We start from the raw sequence: 5,019 nt of genomic DNA on the forward strand, positions 1-5,019 counted from the left end.
GCGCGCGATGGAAGACCAGGCCGTGCAGCTGGGTGAAGCCGTGGCACGCTTCCGGCTGGCATCGCAGGGAGTCACCGCGGCACCGGCACGACTGGCCACCGCACCGCAGCCGCGCCAGGTGGCCGCCGCCCTGCCCGCCACCAAGGCAGCACCGGCACGCCCGCTGCGCGCATCAGCGGCACCGGCACTGGCGGCCGAGGGCGACTGGCAGGAGTTCTGACCCCACACGCGGCGTGGTGGGCACTCGGGGGTCAGAACCCTTTCCCGCGGGAAAGGGCTCTGACCCCTTCTGCATGGAAAGTGATGCACTCCTCACTTCATAATCCGAGGCAGAGGCCGATATCCCCATCGAGCCTCGCGCCAACGCGTGCTGGCGCCCGCCCTTGACCCTAGATTCCATGTCCGACGGCAACGACACTGCAGTGCATGAAGTCCTTGCGGCCGACGCCGCTGACGAACGATTCCTGGTTCGCAATCCGCGTCAGCTGCGCCAGCTGCTGCGCTCGCTGATCGACCAGCGTTCGCTGATCAACGCGCATATTGACGGCCGCGACCGCTCGTTTCCTACCGCATTGCTCGATCTGGACGAGGATGAGGACGTCCTGCTGCTCGATGGCAGCCCGCAGGAAGCGTCCAACCGTGCGGCCGAACAGTCCGACCATCTGCTGTGCTTCGCCCAGCTGGAACGCGTGCTGGTCCGGTTCCGCCTGCACCAGCTGCAGCGCGTGGACAACGACGGCCACGTCGCCTTCCGTGCCCCGCTGCCGGACGAACTGGTGCACCTGCAACGCCGCGAGCTGTACCGGCTGGAGACCCCGGTGACCGACTCGCCGCAGCTGCTGCTGCCGCCCGGCGAGGCCCGCGCCGAAGCCCTGTCGATGCGCGTGGTGGACATCAGTGGCGGCGGCCTGGCGGTGGTCGTGCCCAATGACTGCGCGGTGTTCGGCCTGCAGAAGCGTTACCCGGCCCGGCTTTCGCTGCCTGACGGGCCAGATCTGGACATCGAGCTGGTGGTCTGCAACCTGCTGCCACAGCGCCAGCCCAATGGCATCGAGGTCAAACGCGTGGGCATGCGCTTTGACAGCCTGCCACGCGGCGCCGACAGCGCCATCCAGCGCTACATCTTCCGCATCGACCGCCAGCGCAAGGCACGCCGCAACGGCGAGCTCTGAGGCCCGTCCAACGGGTATGCCGGCCAGCGGCCGGCACTACCGGATCCACGCCATGCGTGGATGCTTTCCCGGCAGCTAAAGTCCCCCCCCGCGGGGCCGATATCGAGCCTGACACCGGGACTTCCGGCAGAACCAGGACCCCTCGATGAACGACAAGACCAGCTCCACCGCCAGCGCCGGTGGCGAATTCCTCAGCTTCACCCTCGGTGCCGAGCACTACGGCGTGGATATCCTCAAGGTGCAGGAAATCCGCGGCTACGATGCGGTGACCCGCGTGCCGGACGCGCCGGACTACATCAAGGGCGTGATCAACCTGCGCGGCACCATCGTGCCGGTCATCGACCTGCGCCTGAAGCTGCGCCTGGACGATGCCCGCTACGACGCCTTCACCGTGATGATCGTGCTGAACGTGGAAGACCGCGTGGTCGGCATCGTCGTGGACAGCGTCTCCGACGTGATCCCGCTGTCGGCCGAGCAGATCCGTCCGACCCCGGAGTTCGGCGCCGCCGTCGATACCCGCTTCATTTCCGGCATCGGTACCCATGACGACCGCATGCTGATCCTGCTGGACATCGAGACCCTGCTCGACAGCGCCGACATGGGCCAGCCCAGCGCCGTGGAAGACGTCGCCGCCTGAGCAAACGGAACTGCTTCACGTTCCAGTCACAAAACCCTTCAGTTCCCTCCGGCGATGCCGATAGGGGGACAGAAGCCGGCCGCGCAGGAGCGCGCAGGACCGGCCCCACCGTTACCATCCCCGGAGATACCCCTCGATGAAGTCCCTGCTTGCGTTCGTCTCGGCTGCTGTCCTGGCCACCACCGCCGCCTCCGCTTTCGCCCAGTCGGCAGACATGATCCCGCCGGAAATGGCACCGCGCTCGGTCGGCAAGGACGGCATGGTCTGCGGCAAGGTTGAAAAGGCCCGCTACGCAGAAGGTTCCGAAGGCCAGCCGACCTTCCTGTACATGGGCGGCGCCTTCCCGCGCCACACCTTCTCGGCGCGCATCGCCGGCGAAAACCGCGGCAAGTTCTCCTTCCCGCTGGAAACCCTGGAAGGCAAGACCGTCTGCGTGATCGGCAAGATCCAGCGCGACGCATCGCGCGCGGAAATCGAAGTCAGCTCGCCGTCGGGCCTGAAGCTGGCCAACATCAAGTAATCCGCTGTCCGTCGAGCCACGCCGGACCTGGTGCCGGCGTGGTTTCTGCTGCAACCGGGCCCGATGCCCGGACGCGTCTGCCTTAGGAGATCGCAACGCCCATGCCGTGGATCAACAACCTGAAACTGATGCCGAAGCTGATGCTGACCTTCGGCGTCATCCTGCTGGTGATGCTGCTGCAGGGCATCGTCGCCTATCGTGGCCTGCATTCGCTGAACAACGTCACCACCGAACTGGCCGGTTCACGCATGGAAAGCATCCGCATGGCCGGCGAGATGCGTGGCATGCTGGGCGAGTACCGCAATGCCGCCTACCAGCAGCTGATCCGCGCCAGCGACGACGTCAAGTCCGATGCGCGCAAGCAGGCCAGCGACCTGCGCACCAGCATGGACAAGTCGATCAAGGACTATCCGAAGCTGGTCGACAACGCGCAGCAGAAGAAGCTGTTCGACGCCTTCGCCAAGGAATGGAAGGACGCCCTGGCCTCCTATGACAGCGTCACCGAGATGCTGGAACTGGACCTGCCGGACGATGCCATCGACACCTTCGTCGGCGAAACCCGCACCAAGCACCGCAAGGCTGCCTCGGCGCTGGAAGCGCTGATCGCCGAAGACAACCGCCTCGCCCGCGCCTCGCGCGATGAAGCGGCCACCACCTATTCCGCTTCGGCCGTGCTCACCGTGATTGCCCTGCTGGGCGGTGCCGCGCTCGGCCTGGTGCTGGTCTGGCTGTTCGCCCGTGCCCTGGTCGGCAGCGTGCGTGGCGCCGTCTCGGTGGCCAACGACGTGGCCGGTGGCAAGCTCGATGGCCACATCGATGTCAGCCGCCAGGACGAAGTGGGCGAACTGATGCAGTCCATGCAGCGCATGCAGCGCGACCTGCGTGAACGCATCGAGACCGACCAGGCCATCGCCCGCGAGAACCTGCGCATCCGCACCGCGCTGGACTACAGCTCCACCGGCGTGTACCTGACCGACACCAGCAACACCATCGTCTACACCAACCGCGCCCTGCAGCAGACCCTGAGCCAGTACCAGGATGACGTGCGCCGCGACCTGCCCGACTTCGACGCCCAGGCCTCGCTGATCGGCAAGCCGGTCACCGTGCTCGAGCACCGTGGCGAGATGGACCAGACCCTGCTCGGCAACCTGAAGGCGCATGGCGTGGCGCGCCGCCCGATGCAGTATGGCGACGCCCAGTTCGCCCAGGTGGTGTCGACCATCCGCAACGAAGGCGGCGACACCGTGGGCTACGTGGTGGAATGGCGCGACCGTACCCAGGAAGCACAGGTCGAGGCCGAAGTGGCCCGCGTGATCGCCCAGGCTGCCGCCGGCGACCTGTCCGGCCGCATCGATGCCAGCGACAAGGAAGGCTTCTTCCTGCAGCTGGCCCAGCAGATCAACGGCCTGCTCGACGCCAACGCCGGCAGCATCGAACAGATTTCCGGCCTGCTCGCCGCGCTGTCCCAGGGTGACCTGACCGTGCGCATGCACGGCGACTATCAGGGCGTGTTCGCCCGCATGCGTGACGATGCCAACGCCACCGCCGCGCAGCTCAGCGAGATCGTCACCCGCATCAAGCAGTCCAGCCGCGCGATCAGCTCGGCCGCCGGCGAAATCGCCTCCGGCAACAGCGACCTGTCGCGCCGTACCGAACAGCAGGCCGCCAACCTGGAAGAGACCGCTGCGTCGATGGAGGAACTGACCTCCACCGTGCGCCAGAACGCCGAGCACGCCCGCCAGGCCAACCAGCTCGCCATCGGCGCGCACGGTGTCGCCTCGCAGGGTGGCGAGGTGGTCGGCCAGGTGGTCACCACCATGTCGGCCATCCAGGCCTCGTCGAAGAAGATCGCCGAGATCATCTCGGTCATCGACGGCATCGCCTTCCAGACCAACATCCTGGCATTGAACGCCGCAGTGGAAGCCGCCCGTGCCGGTGAACAGGGCCGTGGCTTTGCCGTGGTTGCCAGCGAAGTGCGCACCCTCGCCCAGCGCTCGGCGGCCGCCGCCAAGGAGATCAAGGGCCTGATCGACGACTCCGTCGGCAAGGTCAATGACGGCTCGGCGCTGGTGCACAAGGCCGGTGCGACCATGGGCGAGATCGTTGCTTCGGTGCAGCGCGTGACCGACATCATGGCCGAGATCTCGGCCGCCTCGCAGGAACAGAGCGCCGGCATCGAGCAGGTCAACCAGACCGTGGTGCAGATGGACGAAACCACCCAGCAGAACGCTGCGCTGGTGGAGGAAGCCACTGCCGCCGCGCGTGCGATGGAAGAACAGGCCGGCCACCTCAGCGAGGCCGTGTCGATCTTCGTGGTGGACGAAGCCGAAGCCGTGGTCGCCCCGCCGCGCGTCGCTGCCCCGGCCCCGCGCGCTGTTGCACCGGCAGCAGCAGCTCCGGCTGCCCCGCCGGCCCGCCGCACTGCGGGCGGTCGCCCGATGGCCACCGAACTGGCCGACGGAGATTGGCAGGAATTCTGATGCCGACCTGATCTGATCCACGAAGACGCCTTGGCCCTGTGCTGGGGCGTTTTCGTTTTCGGGGTATCCGGATATCCAGCCAACGGCGAAGCCCCTCGGGGTGGCCGGTCGAAGCGCTGGGCTCCTGAGGGTTGGCCGGGAGGGTGGGTTGCGCAGGGGACGCCGTGAATACGTCCCTGTAGGCTCGGGCGCGCCATCCATGGCGCTTAC

At 67.0% G+C, this 5,019-nt stretch carries 4 protein-coding genes and 1 pseudogene; all 5 read left to right on the plus strand.

Annotated features, from left to right (window positions below):
• A pseudogene (locus AC5YGJ_RS20245) lies at window positions 1–220 on the plus strand (hypothetical protein); the annotation flags it as partial.
• Window positions 221–398: 178 nt separating this feature from the next.
• Window positions 399–1,172, plus strand: a complete 774-nt coding sequence (locus AC5YGJ_RS20250) for a flagellar brake protein (RefSeq protein WP_249844998.1) — start codon at window positions 399–401, stop codon at window positions 1,170–1,172.
• Window positions 1,173–1,317: 145 nt separating this feature from the next.
• Window positions 1,318–1,809 (plus strand): chemotaxis protein CheW, encoded by a 492-nt coding sequence (locus AC5YGJ_RS20255; protein ID WP_107233274.1) that lies wholly within the window; start codon window positions 1,318–1,320, stop codon window positions 1,807–1,809.
• 136 nt (window positions 1,810–1,945) lie between these two features.
• Window positions 1,946–2,329, plus strand: a complete 384-nt coding sequence (locus AC5YGJ_RS20260; RefSeq protein ID WP_107233273.1) for a hypothetical protein — start codon at window positions 1,946–1,948, stop codon at window positions 2,327–2,329.
• A gap of 101 nt (window positions 2,330–2,430) precedes the next feature.
• Window positions 2,431–4,809, plus strand: coding sequence for a methyl-accepting chemotaxis protein (locus AC5YGJ_RS20265; protein WP_309339580.1), 2,379 nt, complete (start codon window positions 2,431–2,433; stop codon window positions 4,807–4,809).
• Window positions 4,810–5,019: the final 210 nt, after the last annotated feature.

The sequence above is a fragment of the Stenotrophomonas sp. CS3K5 genome, assembly GCF_059515225.1.